14 protein-coding genes are annotated in these 18,367 nt (G+C 61.6%); 4 read left to right on the top strand and 10 right to left on the bottom strand.

Annotated features, from left to right (window positions below):
* The 3 genes from K323_RS0118450 to K323_RS30920 form a co-directional block, all read right to left on the bottom strand.
* A partial coding sequence (locus tag K323_RS0118450; protein ID WP_157509498.1) for a condensation domain-containing protein occupies window positions 1–2,110 on the bottom strand: 2,110 nt, incomplete at its 3' end.
* Entirely contained in the window at window positions 2,097–2,291 is a 195-nt protein-coding gene (locus tag K323_RS0118445; protein WP_245571025.1) for an MbtH family protein, read from the bottom strand. The genes K323_RS0118450 and K323_RS0118445, both read right to left, overlap by 14 nt.
* A gap of 237 nt (window positions 2,292–2,528) precedes the next feature.
* Window positions 2,529–3,218, bottom strand: coding sequence for a 4'-phosphopantetheinyl transferase family protein (locus K323_RS30920; RefSeq protein ID WP_022886740.1), 690 nt, complete (start codon window positions 3,216–3,218; stop codon window positions 2,529–2,531).
* A 339-nt stretch (window positions 3,219–3,557) separates the two neighbouring features.
* On the opposite strand from K323_RS30920, the gene K323_RS0118435 reads away from it, so the two are divergent.
* Entirely contained in the window at window positions 3,558–3,878 is a 321-nt protein-coding gene (locus K323_RS0118435; protein WP_022886739.1) for a hypothetical protein, read from the top strand.
* Between the two features lie 108 nt (window positions 3,879–3,986).
* On the opposite strand, the gene K323_RS0118430 is transcribed toward K323_RS0118435, so the two are convergent.
* From K323_RS0118430 to K323_RS0118405, 6 genes are all read right to left on the bottom strand, one after another.
* On the bottom strand, window positions 3,987–5,246 hold the full coding sequence (locus tag K323_RS0118430) for an MFS transporter (protein WP_022886738.1): 1,260 nt from the start codon (window positions 5,244–5,246) through the stop codon (window positions 3,987–3,989).
* Window positions 5,243–5,932 (bottom strand): helix-turn-helix domain-containing protein, encoded by a 690-nt coding sequence (locus K323_RS27175; protein ID WP_022886737.1) that lies wholly within the window; start codon window positions 5,930–5,932, stop codon window positions 5,243–5,245. The genes K323_RS0118430 and K323_RS27175 overlap by 4 nt, the downstream gene beginning before the upstream one ends.
* An 818-nt stretch (window positions 5,933–6,750) precedes the next feature.
* Window positions 6,751–8,499 carry a dipeptide ABC transporter ATP-binding protein gene (locus K323_RS0118420; RefSeq protein WP_022886736.1) on the bottom strand — a complete coding sequence of 583 codons (1,749 nt, stop codon included), beginning with the start codon at window positions 8,497–8,499 and terminating at the stop codon, window positions 6,751–6,753.
* Entirely contained in the window at window positions 8,496–9,443 is a 948-nt protein-coding gene (locus K323_RS0118415) for an ABC transporter permease (protein WP_022886735.1), read from the bottom strand. The genes K323_RS0118420 and K323_RS0118415 overlap by 4 nt, the downstream gene beginning before the upstream one ends.
* Entirely contained in the window at window positions 9,433–10,362 is a 930-nt protein-coding gene (locus K323_RS0118410) for an ABC transporter permease (RefSeq protein WP_022886734.1), read from the bottom strand. The genes K323_RS0118415 and K323_RS0118410 overlap by 11 nt, the downstream gene beginning before the upstream one ends.
* Before the next feature lie 132 nt (window positions 10,363–10,494).
* Window positions 10,495–12,111, bottom strand: a complete 1,617-nt coding sequence (locus K323_RS0118405) for a peptide ABC transporter substrate-binding protein (RefSeq protein WP_026851831.1) — start codon at window positions 12,109–12,111, stop codon at window positions 10,495–10,497.
* Between the two features lie 275 nt (window positions 12,112–12,386).
* Here K323_RS0118405 and K323_RS0118400 point away from each other — a divergent pair, with 275 nt between their 5' ends.
* From K323_RS0118400 to K323_RS0118390, 3 genes are all read left to right on the top strand, one after another.
* Window positions 12,387–13,181, top strand: a complete 795-nt coding sequence (locus tag K323_RS0118400) for a CPBP family intramembrane glutamic endopeptidase (RefSeq protein ID WP_022886732.1) — start codon at window positions 12,387–12,389, stop codon at window positions 13,179–13,181.
* A 112-nt stretch (window positions 13,182–13,293) separates the two neighbouring features.
* Window positions 13,294–13,656, top strand: coding sequence for a DUF485 domain-containing protein (locus K323_RS0118395; protein WP_022886731.1), 363 nt, complete (start codon window positions 13,294–13,296; stop codon window positions 13,654–13,656).
* Window positions 13,656–15,293 carry a solute symporter family protein gene (locus K323_RS0118390; protein WP_022886730.1) on the top strand — a complete coding sequence of 546 codons (1,638 nt, stop codon included), beginning with the start codon at window positions 13,656–13,658 and terminating at the stop codon, window positions 15,291–15,293. The genes K323_RS0118395 and K323_RS0118390 overlap by 1 nt, the downstream gene beginning before the upstream one ends.
* A 118-nt stretch (window positions 15,294–15,411) precedes the next feature.
* Here the strand turns inward: K323_RS0118390 and gcvP are convergent, their stop codons facing one another.
* On the bottom strand, window positions 15,412–18,348 hold the full coding sequence (gene gcvP / locus K323_RS0118385) for an aminomethyl-transferring glycine dehydrogenase (protein ID WP_022886729.1): 2,937 nt from the start codon (window positions 18,346–18,348) through the stop codon (window positions 15,412–15,414).
* Window positions 18,349–18,367 lie beyond the last annotated feature (19 nt).

The following is an 18,367-nucleotide window of genomic DNA, read 5'->3' as shown; positions in this document are numbered from 1 at the left end:
GGTATTCAGGGACGTGTGTCCGGGTCGCGGTGTCGGTGATGAGGACAGGCGCAGCGGTGTCTTCCAGGACATAAGATAAACGTTTGGTCGGATGCTGAGGATCGAGTGGAACATAAGCCCCACCAGCTTTCAGGATGGCGAGCCAAGTCACCACGACTTCCGCGCTCCGCGGCAGGAGAACGGCAACCAGTACTTCGGGCCCAACCCCCACGCTACGTAGGTGATGTGCGAGCTTGCTTGATCGGCGGTCCAGCTCGTCGTACGACATTTCTTCATCACCATGGATCAAGGCGACCGAGGCCGGGTCGCGTGCCACCGAGTCGGCAAACAACTCAACAACAGACAGAGACACAGACCCGGCGATGAAGTTCGGGTGTTGCCCTGAGCCGCTGCGGTCGTCGGGCTGAACCAACCTGAGCTTCCCCAACTGCTCTTCAGGCGTATCTACGATTGACCGAAGTAGCTGAAGATACTGATGGGTCATGTGTTCAATTGAAGAGCGATCGAACAATCGCTCAGAATAGACGATGTCGACAGAGAATCCGCCGCTCTCCAGCGACTGCATGGTCCAGGAAATGTCGAACTTCGCGGCCTCATTGCCAACATGCAAGAACTCGCCCCTGGCCTCTCCAAGGCCGAAATGCTGGTCAGTCGCGCCGCTGTTCTGGACCACAAACATCACCTGGCACAGCGGATTTCGAGATAAATCGCGGTCAGGAGACATTTCGGCTACGACACGCTCGAAGGGAAGATCTTGATGCGCTATGGCGGCCTCGACCGTCTGCTTCACATTCTGAAGGAAGGATGTGAACGCGAGTTCATTTTTGACCACAGAACGCACTACGACCGTGTTGGCGAAGAAGCCGATCAAGTCCTCGGTTTCAGAACGGGTCCTTCCTGCCACGGGAACACCAACGGAGATATCATCCGTTTGTCCGTACCGTGCAAGCATCACCTGAAAAGCCGATAGAAAACTTACGAATGGTGTCGCCCCGTGAGAGCTTCCAAGGGAGAGCACAGAATCGACGAGTGCGCTGGGCACTTCGATAGTAAGAACGTTCCCGATAGGATCCCATCGATCTGGTCGGGGATGGTCTGTGGGCATCTCAAGCGGCGCGAGACCGTCCAGCTGGCCCCTCCAAAAGCGCAACTCGGTTTCCAAGGCATTGCCTGTCGTTTCTTGGCGCTGCCATGCAGCAAAGTCGGAATATTGCACTGGGAGATCCGGAAGCAATAACGGCTTCCCCGACGACAACGCCTCGTAGGATGCTTCCAGCTCCTTCACCAGTACGCCCGCAGACCAATTGTCAAAAATTGCATGGTGGAAGTAGAAAGCCAAGACGAACCCATCTCGTCCTATATCAAAAAGCTGAACACGGAATAGCTGATCCTTTTCGAGATCGAAACTCTGGTTCGTCCCTTGACGGATGAATTCCCGTACCTCCCCAAGCGGGCACCGGACTGGTTTCAGATCCAACCTCACGACCGAGTCGATTCTTTGGACCGGCACACCGTCATAGGTCACGATCCGCGTCCGCAACACTTCATGGCGAGCGGCGACTGTCTCAAGCGCTCGCTCAAGGAGGTCAATACGGAACGGTCCCGTGAAGCGAATTGCTACTGGAACCACGTATTCGGATGTTCCTGGTCGAAGCTGTTCAATCAGCCACAATCGCTGTTGACCGAAGGAAGTGACCAACTGTCCCTCTCTTGAAATTTGGGGAATCGGCTCCACAACGGCCACCTCAAGAAAGGAGCTCTCGGTGAGAGGAGCGTCGCCAAACATGTCGCTGAATGAACTAGCAAGTGCGCGCTCTACGAGGCCGAGCAAAGCTCCGGTGCTGCCAGCACCTAGTATCTCTTCCGGCGAGAGTTCAACGCCGAAAGCCGCTTCAATTCGGGAGCGAACTTCAACACCGAAGTGTGACGTCTTTCCCCCACGGTCCAAGCGGTCATCCCCGAGGACCTCAAGGACAATCTTCTCGAGTGCTTCGCCGGCCGGAGTCTGCGGGAGCCTCTCGGTAGCGGTGTCGATCCCTTGATCGTCAACCGAGCTATTTGACCAAGGCACATCGGCTCGCACAACGACCTGCCGTCTAACCGAACTCATTCGATTGGGCCATCCTCTGTCGCAAGCTCAGAGGTCGCATATCCGTCCAGACGACGTCAATATGTGCCAGGCACTCTTCCTTGGATCCTTCCATCCCGTCAGGACGCCACCCTAGGGGCAGCTCCCGCCCGATTGCCCAGATTGAATATTGCTCTTCGTGGTTTAGGACGACTTGGAACATTTCATCGACTTCATTAATATCCTGCATGGGGACCCCTCATGATGTGCGTCTAGGTTGCTACACAGCACAGTATTCACGCGCCCGAGCAGGTTGTCTACCCCCTTTTATCAGCATGATAATATGTCAGTTCTTGCGACCTGACATTAATGCTCTCGCGATTCACTCGAAACGACGAGACCTTGAAAACCTGAGACTACTCGTCCATTTTCACCACTTCAGCCGCGTTCTGAAGCCAGATCAGTCGGTGCACCGTGGCTCGCCAATGTGTTCGTCAACAGGCAGCACAACGCTCGTCATGATAAAACCGCGGCCCGCAGCCCACCTCCCAACTACTTCTGATGAGCCAAAGAGTTTCATGGCAGCTAGCTCTCCAGATATGTGCGCTACGAAGTCCCCATTCGCGCGCGGTAGGAGGACCACGTCATCAAAGTCCAGCCAGGTCAGTGTGAGAGGCCACCAAGCTTTGAATAGGCTCTCCTTGGCACTGAAAATCAACCGCTCCCAGTTGATCGAAGCATGATTAAATGCGAGCGCCTGGCACAAGGCGTGCTCCTCTGCGCCAAGGATCAGCTGACGTGTCAACTCGTCGGAGATGGGCAGATTCGGCTCGACGTCTATACCGATTCCTCGAATATGAGCCTTTCGCGCGACTGCGGCTGCGCAATACCCCTCGCAATGTGTCAAACTTCCAACGAGGTGACGCGGCCAGATGGGCGCTCGATGTGCGTCGGGAACGATTTCGGTCTCATACTCTCCGAGCCGTCGAAGCGCCCGCGCCGCGCAGGCGCGCACTGTCGTGAATTCCGCGAGACGATTGGGCGCCGCATGTGACACAGCTGCACGCTCCGCAGCGGACAGGGGGTGCTTTAGTTCAATCTCTGAGTCCGAACCGATAACCGGATCCTCAACGACGCCGTCGATTAGCATGCAGTAGCAGGCTTCAAGAATTCGTTATGCATGGGACTAAAGACTAGCCACCTGGCGCTCTGCCTAGAATTTGGCGCTCAATGCAGCTCCTGGTAAGTGATCGTTCCTGTGGCAATCTGGCCTGCGGTCCGATGTCCCTCACACGCACTTACTCATATCCGCACGGACGGAGCACTTACAAACAAATGTTTGCAAAGCGCTGTCAAGCAACTATGGTCGAATTATGGAACCTTCCGGAGGCACCCATCCACTATCTGATGTGAGGCATAATGTCGTCTCCGAAGCAGACATGCTCTGCTTACCTACGTCGACTGCGCCTTGCCGGAGCATTGCGGCGGAATGGTCGCTCGATCGGGACCAAACGAGTTCGGGGTCGTATACGAAGAACTTGCTTCGAACCGCCGTCACGAGCCGGCGCAGGAGCAACCCGCAGTCTCCGCGGCGATGTATCCGTCGATCGCCCGGCTGACCTCAGCGATCGCATCACCGTTCTGGGCACATATCGCACACTCCAACCAACCGGCCAGCTTCCTGGATCGAGTCAGCACGCAGATCACTAGTGACTGGTACCCGCGCGGAGGAGGCGACCCGCTTCGTAGATGGATGGCCGAAGACTGGCTGCCCACATTCACGGGCACTGACACGATCAGCCCTCCCTGAAGGGGAACGCGCCCGCAAGAGGAACGTCAACCGGACGTGTCCGCTCTCGACCGCTGACCCGGCGATCAGTTCCACGACAATCGCCACCCGAATTGACGGCCCTCAGGGTCATCGGCGGCGGGGATCTTGGTCCATGCCTTTCCAAGCCCCTCCACTGATTGGCAGCATGGCCACGATCATGTAGATCGCTCCGATCACCAGGAATGATGCTTGCACCCCGATCCATCCGACGCTCGCACCGGCGAGCAGCGAACCGATCGGGATGCCGGCCCACGACCCGGCGATCATAAGGCTCTGCGCCCTAGCTCGCATCGCTTGGGGTGCGAGCTCTAGCCTCAGAGTGCCGATGATCGGGTTTAGCGTACCTGACGCCAGCCCAGTGACGACTGAGACTACGAGGAGCGCTGGAAGCGGTATCGATGAAGCGAATGCCAGTGACAACGGCCCGCCTGCGATCAGGAATGCGACTACGAAGAGCGGGCGCCTACGCACGCGGTGCCCGATGAAACCGAACAGCAGGGAGCCGGCCAGAGCGCCAGCACCGAGGGCCCCACTGATGAGCCCGACGGCGCTGGCCCCCTCCGGCCAGGCCTCTGAGCGGAGAGGTAGCAGCACGGAGAATCGACCCGCGTCGAGCAGGTTGGTCATGAAGACCATGACGACTATGAGGCGCAACAACGGTTGCTGAACGACGAACCGGAAGCCGTCGGCGAGGTCACGCCAGTACGAAGGAGTCTCCGCAATAGCGGCGCCGATGCGAGACCGGGAGTGCGGCGTGCGCACGAGGGTCAGCACGAGCAGAGAAGAAATAACGAAGAAGACGCCGGTCACCGCGAACGCGGCGGATGCGCCGAGAAGGCTAACAAGGAAGCCGCCGAGCGGCGCGCCCACTAGGGTCGCTGCACGCTCGGCCCCCGTAGCGAAACCCACGGTCCGAGCGAGAGGTGCGCCTGCCTCGGCCGAGACGTCGGGCATCAAGACGGTACGGGCGGTCTGGCCAGGGGTGTCGAGCAGGCCACTGGCAAAGATCAACAGCAGGAACCCCCAGAACGGCAGAAGGCCGTGGTATGAGAGTACGGCGATCGCTAGGACGGTGGCCGCGCTGGCGACGTCCGCGATGATGCTTGAGAGTCGCTGCCCGAGTCTGTCGACCAGGACAGCGCCCATCGGCCCCCCGATGATGATGGGGACGGTCGCGAAGGTGCTCGCTAGACCCACGTTAAGGGCCGACCCCCCTTGTGAGAGAACGAAGAAGGGGGTGGCGAGCACAGTGATCGTATTGCCGGTCTGGGCCGACGTGTGCGCGGTCAGCAGTGCAACCAGCCTAATCCGCGCAGGGCCGAACCGCCCTGTCGCGAAATCGCTCATATGTTGCGCGGAGGTTCTGCCGAAGGTGCATCTTGTTCGGGATCGGGAAAAAGCAGGAACTGCGCTGCGACGATCACAGCATCATCCGGGACACCCTCTTCGGCCACGGCGGTCGAGTCGTGTCTGCGGTAGCTCGCTAGGAGAGCTGCCATGTCATGCTTTAGACAGCGTGTTTCCTCGGCTGTGAGCCGAAGTGGGACATCGCTGAATGTGCTCGCCTCCTGCCATCGCCGCGGCCACTTGTGCTGCGCGCTTAGCCAACCCCTCGCGCGATCCGTGTTGAGCGAGAGGACAGCGGAAGCGAACTCGTCGAGCAAGGCTGCTGACTCCTCGTCTCCTTCGGGTGGCAAGCCGGTGAAGGTGGACCTTCGCGCTGCCTTCCACCACCGGTCGCGACTGTGGGTCGAGACGCCGTTGAGGTCAGCCTGTTCGGCCTCAACGATCACATTGCCTGCCGCGAGCTTTCGCACGTGATAGCTCACGAGCGCCGGAGATTCGCCACAAACCTCGGCCAACCGGGTTGCGGTGGACGGCCCATACAGACGCAACAAGCCGAGGAGTCTCAACCGCAACGGATGGGCGAGTGCCTGAAGGGCGGCGGCCTCCGTCACAACATCACGCGCGGGGTCAAAAAGGGGCTGATCCAAAGAGTCACGCCCTTGTCGTTCGCTGTCTTCGATACTCACCCAACTAGTCAATCATAGAAACGATCCTTTCTAAAGAAATCCTTCGATGGTGAGGTGGATCTTGTTCGCTGAACGTATTGCCACGAACTCATTGCGACACGGGCGTAACCGGATCAACGCCACGAGCTTGTGCCACTTGGGGACCCCCGCAGGCACTCCCTCGCAATCACTGAGCTTCAAAGGACGCTTGGGCGCGGGGTGCCCGTATAGGTGCCCCGACATTAAGCCCGATGACGGGGTGTCAACCCGCAACAACCCCCGGGCACGTCAGCGCCGCGCATTTCGTTCGTTCTGCTCAGGCGCAGAGGTGCTGAAAGTGACGCGATTCTTCGATCTGGGCCACGTCCCGCCGGGTGGTGTAATTCAACGCCACCGACCCCCAGGTGGGCAGATCTGTTGGCCATGACCGGGCAGTTTTCGTGGCCACCAAACTGGGCAATTCCGCTGGGCGCCTACGGGCAGTTCCTATTGGCCATTGACACATGAACAGCACAATCTGTCTCAAGCTCATTAACGAGGTCCGCTAAAGGCCTCGGCCGTGACCGCTTCCAGTGCAGCACCAATAAAGCGACCCAACAACACTCCGCATTCTTCCCCTCGTCGGGCACAAACATCGATCTGACCCCACTGCCGGAGGCATCCTCGAATCACCACGCTGACGAACCGTAGCAGAAGATTCGGCTCAGCTCGCCATGCGCCCCAAACGATAGTTCGCTACTGTTTTCGCGTCAGGCGCCACGATCATAACCCCGCACGGCACGCGCACATCTACAATGTATACGGCGATCTCGAAGAACCCGCCATATTCTTGACGCGGCCTACCGCCCGAACTCGAAGTCGCCACCGGGAATCGCGGCAAGCAATTCCTGCGTGTACTGCTCCTTCGGGTTGTCGAACACCTCGTCTGTGGAGGCGGCTTCGACGATCCGCCCACGCTGCATGACGCAGACGTTGTCGGCGATCAGGCGCACCACCGCGAGGTCGTGGGTGATGAACAGATAGGTCAGATCAAGCTCCGTCTGCAGCTCGGTGAGGAGGTTCAGCACCTGGCCCTGCACAAGAACGTCCAGAGCAGAAACAGCCTCGTCGAGCACAAGCACATCGGGCTTCAGCGCCAGCGCCCGCGCAACAGCGATGCGTTGACGCTGTCCGCCAGACAGTTCACCCGGGTAGCGGAAACGGGTGGCCGATGGCATCGACACCTGGTCGAGCAACTCAAGCACCCTGGCCTGGCGTTCCTTCTTCGTGCCGACCTTGTGCGCAAGCAGCGGCTCCGCGATGGTGTTCCCGACGTTGTACTGCGGGTCGAGTGTTCCATATGGGTCCTGGAAGACCGGCTGCACACGGCGGCGGAACTTCAGCAGTTCCGCACCTTTGAGCCCGGCGACATTCTGTCCATCGAACTCGATCCGGCCGCTCGTGATGGACTCGAGCTGCAGGATCAGCTTCGCAACCGTCGACTTGCCAGAGCCGGATTCACCGACGAGCGCCGTCGTTGTGCCCTTCTGGACGCCGAACGACACGTCGTTGACCGCCAGGAGTTTCTCGGATCGGAATCCCTGCTGGCGAATCTTGTACATTTTCGTCACGTTCTCAACCGAGATCAGGGCTTTGGCCGGAGCCGCCTGTTCTCGTTCGGCAGCGCGTGCGATCAAAGTGTCGTCTGTCGACCCGCCTGCGTAGATCTGCGGGTCATCTGCATCCGCATGCTTTGCAGACTGGATGCGACGGGAAGCCAGGCTCGGCGCTGCAGAAACCAGACGCTGGGTGTACGGATGCTGCGGGTTGGCCAGGATCTCCTGCGATGGCCCGGACTCCACCACCTTGCCCTTGTACATCACGACGAGTTGCTCCGCACGTTCAGCGGCCAGGCCGAGGTCGTGCGTGATGAACAACACAGACGTGCCGTAGTCACGGGTGAGGGTTGCCAGGTGATCCAGGATCTGGCGCTGCACGGTGACATCGAGCGCCGAAGTTGGCTCGTCGGCGATGAGCAGCTTGGGCTTGGCTGACAACCCGATGCCGATGAGTACCCGCTGGCGCATTCCTCCGGAGAACTGGTGGGGATACTGCTTGAGCCGGTCGGCTGCATCGCTGAGTCCCGCGTCTTTCAGGACCTGGATCGTGCGCAGGCGTGCTTCCTTGCCCTGTGCAACGTTGTTGGCCTTGATCGCCTCCTCCACCTGGAAGCCGATGCTCCACACTGGGTTGAGGTTCGACATCGGGTCTTGCGGCACGTAACCGATCAGGCGACCACGGACATCCTCGATCGCGGCTGGCGGTAGCGTCGTCAGGTCTCGTCCTTCGAACAGGATCTGCCCGGCGGTCACCTTGCCGTTACGCGGAAGCAAGTCGATGATGGACTGCGCCGTTGTGGTCTTGCCTGACCCGGACTCCCCCACGATCGCAAGGGTCTGACCGGCATAGAGCGTCAGGTCGACACCGCGGACGGCCGAAACCACTCCACGCTGGGTCTCGAAACCGACCTCGAGGTCACGAACCTGAAGCAGGGGCTGCTCTTCGCCTGAGACGTTCTCTGCACGTGTTTCTGTGGCTAGCTGGCTCATCGGCGCGCCCTCGATTCAGGGTCGAGCGCGTCGCGAACGACGTCGCCCATCATCAGGAAGGCCAGCACCGTGATGGACAGTGCGGCCGAGGGGTAGAGCAAAACCTGCGGGCTGGTCTTGATCGACGTGCGCGCCTGGCTGATGTCGTTACCCCACGACATCACGTTTGTCGGCAGACCGAGGCCGAGGAACGACAGGGTCGCCTCCGCCACGATGTACACGCCGAGCGACACCGTGGCTATGACGATCACCGGAGCGATCGAGTTCGGTATGACGTGTCGCACCAGCACCTTGAACTTCGAAACACCAAGTGCAATGGACGCCGTGACGTAGTCGGTGTTGCGGGCAGAAAGCACGGCACCGCGCATGATTCTCGCAATCTGGGGCCAAGCGAACAAAGCCAGCACCAAAGCGACTGACACCGCTGTACGAGCGGGGAGCACCTGCATCAGGACAATCGCCCCGAGAACAAGCGGAAGGGCGAAGAAGATGTCACCGACGCGCGAGACGATTGCGTCTAGCCATCCACCGTAATATCCGGCGAGCGCCCCGATGGTGCCGCCGAAGAGCGTGACAAGCACCATCGTGACAACACCAACAGTGACGGATGCCTGCGCGCCGTGGATAACTCTGGAGAACACGTCGCAACCCTGACGGGTGAATCCCAACGGGTGCCCGCCTGTAGGCGATCCGTTGCTGTCCGCCAGGTGGCACACCGTCGGAGAGACCTGCGTGAAGAGAGTGGGAAACAGCACGACGACGATGATCAGGAGGATCAATGAAGAGGCGATCCAGAACATCGGCCTCCGACGCATTGCGTCCCAGGCATCGGCCCAGGTGCTGCGCGCTTTCTGGCTCTCATCGAGCTTGTCGATCGGGGCGATCGGGGTGTCTTCCAGCGCAGCGACAAAGTGGTCCTGGCGCCGCGAGTTGTTATTTGGCATAGCGAATCCTCGGGTCGAGCGCCGCGTAAAGCAGGTCAACAAGTAGGTTGGCCAACATAAATATGATGACCATGACGGCGACAAACGACACCACGGTGGGTCCCTCGCCGAGGTTGATGGCGCGGTAGAGCGTACCTCCCACCCCATTGATGTTGAAGATGCCCTCTGTGACGATGGCGCCAACCATGAGCGAGCCGACGTCTACACCCAGGAAGGTGACGACGGGCACGAGCGAGTTACGAAGCACGTGGACCGTGACAACGCGTCGCCTGGACAAGCCCTTTGCGGTGGCCGTGCGGACGAAGTCGGCATTGAGGTTGTCTGCGACGCTGGCCCTGGTGAGCCTGACGATGTAGGCGAAAGACGTGGTCGCGAGAACGATGGCCGGGAGTACCAGTTCGCCCCAAGGGGCATCCCCGCTGACGGTCGTTCGTGCCCAGCCCAGTTGGATACCGAACACCAGCTGGAAGACAAAACCGATCACAAAGGTTGGCACTGAGATCAGCAGCAGGCTCACGACGAGGGCACTGGAGTCGAACCATTTGCCCTTGCGGAGTCCGGAGATGAGACCGACCAGGATGCCGGCGATGGCTTCGAAAGCCAACGCGAGCATGGCCAGCCGGAAGGTGATGGGGAAAGCCTTCACCATCACGTCGATGACCGGACGGCCCGAAAACGTGGTTCCCAGATCGCCGGTGAGCAATCCGCCCACGTAAAGGAAGTACTGGACGATGAACGGTTTATCGAGGTTGTACTCCGCGCGAATCTGGTCGATCACAGCCGGCGCTGGCGGGTGATCGCCGAACAGTGCGGCGATGGGATCTCCGGGGAGGGAGAAAACCATGAAGTAGATGAGGAATGTGGCCCCGAAGAACACGGGGATGGTCTGGAGGAGGCGCTTGCCGGTATACCAGAGCATCAGGTTCCTTCGTTGGAACAGTTGAGCATGAAGATTGTCGCAATCACTAGGTGAGCCTACTCAGTGTGATGCCCGGGGCGGTAACGCCCCGGGCATCACACTGAGGTTGGACTACTGGGTCAGGCGTGGAGACTACTCCTTGGTGATCTGGTAGTACAGCGGAACGGAGTCCCACCCGAACACGACGTTGTCCACGGTGTCAGCCGAGACGCCGTTGACATTCGAATACCACAGCGGGATGGTCGGGAGATCCTTCAGCAGGACTTCCTGGGCTTCCTGGTATTTCGCGGTGGCGTCTTCGACGGTCGGAGCCACTGATCCTTCCTTGAGCAGGTTGTCGAACTCTTCGCTGCTGTAGCCCTCGTAGTTCGAGCCAGCGCCGGTCTGGTAGAGCGGCGCGAGGAAGTTGTACAGCGATGGGTAGTCCGCCTGCCATCCGGCGCGGGTCGCTCCGGTCAGCTTCTGCTGTTCGCGATCGTCGAGGGCGGCAGCGAAGGTGGGATAGGCCTTGCCAACGGCCTGGATACCGAGCGTGTTCACGATGCTGTTACACACGGCGTCGACCCAGGCCTGGTGGCCGCCGTCGGCGTTGTATGCGATGTCGAACGTGCCGGTGTACGGCGAGATGGCGTCGGCCTCTGCCCACAGCTTCTTGGCCTCTTCCGGGTTGTACTCGAGCACATCGGCACCCTCGAGGCTGTCGGAGTAGCCGTCGATGACCGGCGAGGTGAAGTCGGTGGCTGGGGTGCGGGTGCCCTCGAAGATGACCTCCGTGATCTCGTCGCGGTTGATCGCCATCGAGATGGCGGCACGACGCAGCTTTCCCTCGTCGCCACTCCAGTGCTCGAGGTAGTACGGCATGTTGAACGCCTGGAAGATGGCGGCAGGCTGGTTCACAGCGCGGTCGCCGAACTCGTCTTCATAGGTCGCGAATGCGGAGTCGGGAACGCCATCGAGCACATCGAGGTTTCCACCCTGAATGTCGGCGTATGCTGCGTCTTGCGTGGCGAAGAATTTGATGTCGAGGCCACCGTTCACGGGCTTGCGAACGCCGTCATAGTCGGGGTTGGCGATAAGGCTGATCTTCACGTCGTGCTCCCACGCACCCTCTTCGGCCAGCATGTACGGGCCGTTTCCGATCGGGTTCTCGCCATAGGCTTCGATGTCTTCGAAGGCGACCTTCGGCCATGGCATGTACGCGGTGTAGCCGAGGCGCAGCGGCCAGTCTGCCTCCGGCGCGACGAGGTCGACCGTGAACGTCAGGTCGTCGACGACCTTAAGGCCGGTCAACTCGCTGTCGGCTGCCCCGTCGTAACCCTCGATGTTGTCGAAGAAGTAGGAAGTACTCTGCGCGTTGCTGAACAACGCGCCGTAGGTCCAGGCATCGACGAAGGATTCGGCTGTGACGGGCTCGTCGTTGGTGAACTTCCAGCCATCCTTCAGCTTGACGGTCCAGTGCTGGCCGTCTTCCGACTCGATGGAGTCGGCGACGTCATTCTCGATCTCGCCGTCTGCTGTATAGGAGACGAGACCGGCGTAGATCGACGTGGTGATCTTTCCACCGCCCACCTCAGTGGTGTTCGTCGTGATCAACGGGTTCTGAGGTTCGTTTCCGTTGGTCGTGATGATCGCGCTGGCGTCGCCCGATTCTGCTGGGGCGTCGCCACCGCCACTGGCACAACCGGTGAGCGTGAGAGCTCCAACGGATGCCAGAGCAATGGCCACGGTGCCAATTCTCTTGATTTTCAATTTTCCTCCTGTGCAAAGTGAGCGGGCAGCGCGGTTAATGGCCGCGCAGACGCGCCAGTTACCAATGACCCTAAAACCATGAGGCCTCGTGCGCAAAACGTTAGGGGAAACGTTACACATTGGTAACCCTGGACGCATAATTCTGTAATGGATGCACAATTGTTGCGTCGAGCACAGCGCAACCTCACCAGAACGCGAGTCTGTCTCGCCGTTTTAATTGCTCATACGCACTCGTGCTCCCGCTGTGCGTGTGGAGCGGATGACAGGATAGTGGAATGCGATCCGTGCCCCTCGTCCCCAATCTGGATGCGGCGAACAGGACGAGGCTGCGCTGGGAGATCTGGATCGTCCTCGGACTCTCGCTTGGCGCATCCGCTGTCTACTCGATCGTCTCGATCGTCGCCAGACTGACCGATGAGCGGCCGCTCGGAGAACAGTCGGCCACGATCAATGCGTCGCAGTCACCGCGCGAGTGGCTCGACTTCACCTACCAGTTTCTGGGTGTCTTCTTTGAGTTGTTCACGGTCGCACTGGTCGTCTACCTGCTCTGGCGGCCGGGGCAGAGTGCCTTCCGGAGACTCGGGTTCGATTTCACCCGGCCGGGGCGCGATTCTCTGAGCGGTGTTCTCCTGGTTCTCGCCATCGGCATCCCGGGCCTCGCCCTCTATCTGGGTGGCCGTGCAGTCGGAATCACCGTGGCCGTTGTGCCGCAATCGCTCGACGCCTACTGGTGGACGATCCCGGTGCTGGTGTTGTCTGCGCTTCGATCGGCACTGACAGAGGAGATCATCGTCGTCGGCTACCTCTTCACCCGGCTCAGGGAACTCGGGTGGGCTGACTGGCCGATCATCATTGGCTCCGCACTGCTTCGCGGCAGCTATCACCTCTACCAGGGCATCGGACCGTTCGTGGGGAATGTCGCCATGGGCGTGGTCTTCGCATGGTGCTACGCACGCTGGGGCCGCACAATGCCGCTCATCGTTGCGCACTGGATTCTCGACATCGTCTCTTTCGTCGGGTACCCGCTTGCGCTTGCCTGGTGGCCGGGCCTCCTCGCGCCCGCGGTCTGATGCCCTGAAATCCCGTTGGACATTGTCTACCCCCGAACGGGGCAGTTTGCCGTAGTCTGGTGCCCGTCGCACATCGCCGTGTGACCGCCGAAAGGCGGATCGAGGGGATTTTATGAGCACCGACGCTCCACGTTCAGTGACGCAACTGCCAGCCATCGATTACATCGAAGTCGAAGAATCGCCTGAATTCCAGAAGCTCAAAACGCGACATCGAAGTTTCGTGTTTCCGCTCGCGATCGCGTTCCTGGTCTGGTACTTCGCTTACGTGCTTCTGGCTGACTATGCGCACGAGTTCATGTCGACCCCGGTCTGGGGCAACATCAACGTCGGCTTGCTGTTCGGACTCGGGCAGTTCGTCACGACCTTTGCGATCACGACCTGGTACGTCTGGTATGCGAACCGCAGGCTCGACCCGATCGCCGAAGAGATCCGCGACGACCTCGGTGCCCGCAGCAACGGGAACGGGGCACTCTGATGGGCACCATCACAACGGCCGTGCAGACAGCGTCTCTGCAGTCCGCCGCCGAGGCCACAAACGTCGGCAGCCCCGTGCTGAACATCGCGATCTTCGGCGCGTTTGTCGCGATCACCCTGATCATTGTGCTTCGGGCGAGTCGCAACAACAAGACAGCGGCCGACTACTACGCGGCCGGTCGGTCGTTCACCGGTGGGCAGAATGGCACCGCCATCGCCGGAGACTATCTCTCCGCCGCATCGTTCCTGGGGATCTGCGGCGCCATCGCGATCAACGGCTATGACGGATTCCTCTACTCCATCGGGTTCCTGGTCGCCTGGCTGGTTGCGTTGCTGCTGGTCGCAGAGCTGATGCGCAACACCGGCAAGTTCACAATGGCCGATGTGCTCTCCTTCCGTCTCAAGCAGCGTCCGGTCAGGCTCGCCGCTGCAACGACGACGCTGGCGGTGTGCTTCTTCTACCTGCTCGCACAGATGGCCGGCGCAGGCGGCCTGGTGTCACTGCTGCTCGGAATCAACGACAAGGTGGGCCAGTCGCTGATCATTGCCGTCGTCGGTGCACTCATGATCATCTACGTGCTTGTCGGCGGAATGAAGGGCACTACCTGGGTGCAAATCATCAAGGCCAGCCTGCTCATCGCGGGAGCCGCGGTCATGACCGTCTGGGTGCTCGCCCTGCACGGTTTCAATCTGTCGGACCTGCTCGGCGCTGCCGCCGCCAAGGGCGGGCAGGCGGTACTCGATCCCGGCCTGCAGTATGGCCTCACCGACCTGTCCCGGCTCGACTTCGTGTCACTCGCACTCGCCCTGGTGCTCGGCACCGCGGGCCTGCCGCACGTTCTGATGCGCTTCTACACGGTTCCGACGGCCAAGGAGGCCAGACGATCGGTAGTGTGGGCGATCTGGCTGATCGGTCTGTTCTACCTCTTCACGCTGGTGCTCGGCTACGGCGCCGGCGCGCTGATCGGCGCCGACGCGATCAAGGCCGCTCCGGGCGGCGTCAACTCGGCGGCCCCGCTGCTCGCCTTCGAGTTGGGTGGCCCCGTGCTGCTCGGCATCATCTCAGCGGTCGCCTTCGCGACCATCCTGGCGGTAGTGGCCGGCCTCACGATCACCGCGGCGGCATCCTTCTCCCACGACGTCTACGCCAGCGTCATCAAAAAGGGCAAGCCGGCGCCCGGCATGGAGGTCAAGGTCGCCAGGATCACGGTTGTGATCATCGGAATCCTCGCCATCATCGGCGGTATCGGGGTGCAAGGCCAGAACATAGCGTTCCTGGTGGCACTCGCCTTCGCCGTTGCGGCATCCGCCAACCTGCCGACCATTCTCTATTCACTATTCTGGCGCAAGTTCAACACCCGCGGAGCACTCTGGAGCATGTACGGCGGCCTGGGCTCCGCGATGATCCTGATCGCGTTCTCCCCGGTCGTCTCCGGCAGTGAGACCGCGATGATCCCCGGCGCCGACTTCGCCTGGTTCCCGCTGAACAACCCGGGCATCATCTCGATCCCGCTCGGGTTCATCCTGGGCTGGCTGGGCACCATCACCAGCCGTGTCAAGGAAGATCCGGCCATCGCCTCCGAGATGGAGGTCAGGTCGCTGACGGGGCACGGCGCGGAGGGCGCGACGCCGCACTGATCCTCGCCGCGCCTACGCTGATCGACTGTGTCCGTTCCGGTCGAGAGTGCCCGTTCCGCGGGTCACTCTCGACCGGAACGGACACTCTCACGCGGGGGCGGGCCCGATTCGAACGGTGCTACTCGAAAGCCTCTGGAGGAGGGCAGGCGCAGACCAGGTTGCGGTCGCCGTAGGCGTTGTCGATGCGGCGCACCGGTGGCCAGTACTTGTTCCGCACCAGAGTGTGCACCGGGTAGACCGCCGTTTCGCGGTCGTACTCGTGCTCCCACTCCCCCGCGATGACCGACTGCGCGGTGTGCGGCGCATTCCGCAGCGGGTTGTCTTCTGCGCTCCACCGGCCGCCGCCGACGGCATCCGCCTCGGCCTTGATCGCGATCATGGCGTCGATGAACCTGTCGATCTCACCGAGGTCTTCGCTCTCCGTCGGTTCGACCATGAGAGTGCCTGCGACCGGGAAGCTCATGGTCGGGGCGTGGAATCCGTAGTCGATGAGGCGCTTGGCCACGTCGTCGACGGTGACTCCGGTCGCCGCTGTCAGCGGCCGGAGGTCGAGTATGCACTCGTGGGCAACCAGCCCGTTGTCGCCCGAGTACAGCACCGGGAACGAGTCGCGCAGGCGCGCGGCCACATAGTTGGCAGCGAGAACGGCGGCACCGGTGGCCTGTTTGAGCCCGTCTGCGCCCATCATGCGCACGTAGGCCCACGAGATCGGCAGGATGCTCGGACTGCCGTATGGCGCGGCGGACACCGGCGACCCGCCGTGCACAACCGTCGACGTGGCGGCACCCTTGACCTCGCCGTCGCCGTCAGTCCGCAGGTAGTGCTCGTCGCTCTGCGCGAGCGGATGCCCTGGGAGGAACGGTGCCAGGTGTGCCTTGGCCGCGACCGGGCCGACGCCTGGTCCGCCACCACCGTGAGGGATGCAGAAGGTCTTGTGCAGGTTCAGGTGCGAGACGTCGCCTCCGAAGTCGCCGAACCGGGCGAAGCCGAGAAGCGCGTTGAGGTTTGCGCCGTCGACGTAGACCTGTCCCCCGGCGTCGTGCACCGCCTGGCAGATAGCGCTCACGCGGTGCTCATAGACGCCATGGGTCGACGGATAGGTGATCATCAGCGCCGCGAGGCTCTCGGCATGTTCGGCGATCTTCGCTTCGAGATCGGTGAGATCGACGTTACCCAGCTCGTCGCACGCGACCACAACGACCCGCATACCGGCCAGAACAGCGGATGCCGCGTTGGTGCCGTGCGCGCTCGACGGGATCAGGCAGACCGTTCGCTGGGTGTTGCCCTGCGCGAGGTGGTACCCGCGGATCGCCAGGAGGCCGGCGAGTTCGCCCTGGCTTCCGGCGTTCGGCTGCAGCGACACGGTGTCGTACCCGGTGACATCCGTCAACCAGGTTTCGAGCTGGGTGACCAGTTCGAGGTAGCCGCCGACGTCGGCGCGCGGCGCGAACGGGTGGAGGCCTGCGAACTCCGGCCAGGTGACGGACTCCATCTCGGTTGCGGCGTTGAGCTTCATGGTGCAGGAGCCGAGCGGGATCATGCCGCGGTCGAGCGCATAGTCATAGTCTGCGAGCCGTTTGAGATAGCGCATCATGCTGGTCTCGGAGCGATGCGTGTTGAACACCGCGTGCGTGAGGTAGTCGCTGGTGCGCACGAGATCTGTCGGCAGGCGGCCCTGCGTTTCGCTGAAGTCGACCCGGCCGAACAGGTCACGGCCGCCGAACGCGCCGACCACGATTGTGAGGTCGGAGCTGGTTGTGGTCTCGTCAACAGAGACTCCGACGGTGTCGTTGTCGATGTGGTGCAGGTTGATGCCGTCGTTCGCCGCGCGGGAGACGATATCGTGTGCCCGACCGGGCACAGAGACCCGGAGGGTATCGAAGAAGGTGTCTTCCACGACGTCGGCGCCCGCGGCACGCAGGGCCGCAGCGAGTTGCCGCGTGCGCTCGTGCACCTCGGTGGCAATCGCTTTGAGCCCGTCTGGTCCGTGGTAGACGGCATACATGCCGGCCATCACCGCCAGCAGCACCTGGGCGGTACAGATGTTCGAGGTCGCCTTGTCGCGACGGATGTGCTGCTCACGCACCTGAAGCGACAACCGGTAGGCGGGGTGGCCGGTCGCGTCGACGCTGACCCCCACCAGGCGGCCGGGGAGCTGCCGCTCAAGCCCCTTTCGAACGGCCATGTAGCCAGCGTGCGGACCGCCGAAGCCCATCGGAACCCCGAAGCGCTGGCTGGTGCCGACGGCGACGTCGGCACCGAGTTCCCCAGGGGAGGTGACCAGCGTGAGCGCGAGCAGGTCGGCCGCGACGACGGCGAGCCCGCCCTGCGCTTTCGATGCCGAAATCACACCCGCGGGGTTCCACAGCTTTCCTGACGCCGACGGATACTGCACGAAGATACCGAAATGGTCGCCGAGGGCCTCGGCGACGTCGTCCTGCGCTGCATCGGCGAGTTCGGCCAGCGGGTGCTCCACCAGTTCGATGCCGACGGCCGTGGCGCGGCCCTCGAGGATTGCCTTCGTCTGGGGGAAGGTGTCGGCGTCGACGATGAACCTGCGCGCGCCGACCTTCGAAGCGCGGCGCGCCAGCAGCATCCCCTCGGCCACGGCCGTCGACTCGTCAAGCATCGAGGCGTTTGCGGTGGTCATGCCGGTGAGATCGGACACCATGGTCTGGAAATTGATGAGCGCTTCCAGCCGCCCCTGCGAGATCTCAGGCTGGTAGGGCGTATATGCCGTGTACCAACTCGGGTTCTCGAGCACGTTGCGCTTGATCACCGCGGGGGTGACGGTGTCGTAGTAGCCGAGCCCGATCATCGACCGCTTCACGGAATTCCGGCCGGCGAGGGAACGGAGCTCGGTGATGGCCTCCCTCTCCGTCGCGGCGGGTGGCAACGCGCTGTCATCATTCGAGCGGAATTGGTCGACGTGGATGGACGCCGGGATAGCCGCGTCGACGAGAGACTCAAGCGAGTCGTAACCGACGGTGGCGAGCATGCGGGACTGGGCGTCGGCATCCGTGCCGATGTGACGTTGGGTGAAGGCCTGGGTCATTGGTGTGCGGTCTCGAATC

Source organism: Glaciibacter superstes DSM 21135 (assembly GCF_000421145.1).
GTDB classification, from domain to species: domain Bacteria; phylum Actinomycetota; class Actinomycetes; order Actinomycetales; family Microbacteriaceae; genus Cryobacterium; species Cryobacterium superstes.
The sequence above is the reverse complement of the archived record's forward strand: the minus strand, read 5'-3'. Positions and strand labels throughout refer to the sequence as shown.